Source organism: Salidesulfovibrio brasiliensis JCM 12178, from assembly GCF_001311825.1.
GTDB lineage: Bacteria > Desulfobacterota > Desulfovibrionia > Desulfovibrionales > Desulfovibrionaceae > Pseudodesulfovibrio > Pseudodesulfovibrio brasiliensis.
Window position 1 is genome coordinate 1 of the sequence record NZ_BBCB01000161.1, and the last position, 1,598, is coordinate 1,598.

The window sequence follows — 1,598 nt, forward strand, 5'->3', positions numbered from 1 at the left end:
CGCTCTTTGACCATGAGGACATCGGGCTTTCCAACTTCTGCACCATCACCGGCGGCAAGCTGACCACCTTCCGGCTCATGGCCGAAAAGTGTGCGGACCTCGTTGCCGGGCGGCTGGGCGTGACCGCCCCGTGCATCACCGCCACCGAGCCGCTGCCCGAGGTCAATGCCTGCGAATGGACCGAGCCGGGCCGCGCCCCGAAAATCTGGACGCGCAACCCGGACGCGGACGATCCGCTGCTGTGCGAGTGCGAGATGGTCCCGGCCAGCGCGGTGGACGAAATCATCAACGACTGCTCCGAATTCATCCCCGATCCGGGCCTCAAGGCGCTCGGGTTGAGAAGCCGCGTGGGCAAGGGCTCCTGTCAGGGCTCCTTCTGCGGCATGCGCATCGGTGCGCACCTGTATGACACCGGGCGTTTCGATTCGCCCGAGGGACTGAAGAAGATGCAGACCTTTTTTGCCGAACGCTTCCGGGGCCTGCGTCCCGTTCTCTGGGACGCGCAACTGGTTCAGGCCGAACTGGCCGAGGCCCTGCACTGCGGCCTCATGGGCCTTGAATCCGCCGGGGAGGACGACTAGCCATGGCAGACATCATCCGCTGCAACCTCGCCATCATCGGCACCGGCATCGCCGGAATGGCCGCATCCATATTCGCCGCAGAGCGCGGCATGAGCGTGGCGCAGGCCGGAAATACCGGCATGCTCGCGTACACCACCGGCTATTTCGACCTTCTGGGGGCCATCCCGGCCAGCGAAGAGGGCGGCAAGGCCGTGGGCGTCACCAACCCGTTCGAGTCCCTGCCCGCGCTGCTTGCGGCCAACCCGGAGCACCCTTATCGTTTCGTGGACGAGACCGACATGCGCGCCGGATTCAGGGCCGTGACCAGTTTTCTTTCGGACGCGGGACTGCACTACGTCACTGCCGAGAGCGGCAACTTTGAAGTGCCCAGCCCGGCCGGGACCCTGAAGCGCACGTGGAGCGTGCCTTCCACCATGAGCCCTGCCGTGAACATGCTTGCTGACGCTGAAGAGTGCGTTATTGTCGATTTCGCGGGTCTCAAGGGCTTCAGCGCCCGTCAGATCGCGGCCAACCTTTCGCCCGGACGTGCGGGGCTGCGCTCCGAGACCGTGAAACTGCCCGGCAAGGGCGGCGAGGTCTTCACCGAGAACGTGGCCCGGATGCTTGAAACGCCCAAGGGCCGCGAGAGCTTTGCCGAAGTGCTGGCACCGGTCGTGGGTGACGCCAAATGGCTGGGCCTGCCCGCCTGTCTCGGCATCTACCGCCCGGACGCAGTGCTGCAGGACATGCAGGAGCGGCTCGGCGTGACCATTTTCGAAATCCCCACCATGCCGCCGGGCGTTCCCGGCATCCGCATCAAGGAAGCCTTTGAGGAAGCCGCATCGGGCATGGATCTGCACCTCTTCCGCCAGCAGAAGATGGTCTACGAGGGCAAGGACGGGGACCTGTTCAAGCTGCGCGTTGTCGGCACCAGCGTTGAGCGTGAGATTCGCGCCGAGCGGGTGCTGCTCGCCACGGGCAGATTCCTCGGCGGCGGGCTTTCCGGTGAGCGCACCGGCATCCGCGAGACCGTGCTCG

At 65.6% G+C, this 1,598-nt stretch carries 1 protein-coding gene and 1 pseudogene; both read left to right on the top strand.

The annotated features are described in order from the left end of the window. Positions 1-581, top strand: a pseudogene (locus JCM12178_RS18850) (anaerobic glycerol-3-phosphate dehydrogenase subunit A); the annotation flags it as partial. A gap of 2 nt (positions 582-583) precedes the next feature. After that, a partial coding sequence (locus tag JCM12178_RS17335; RefSeq protein ID WP_054653226.1) for an anaerobic glycerol-3-phosphate dehydrogenase subunit B occupies positions 584-1,598 on the top strand: 1,015 nt, incomplete at its 3' end.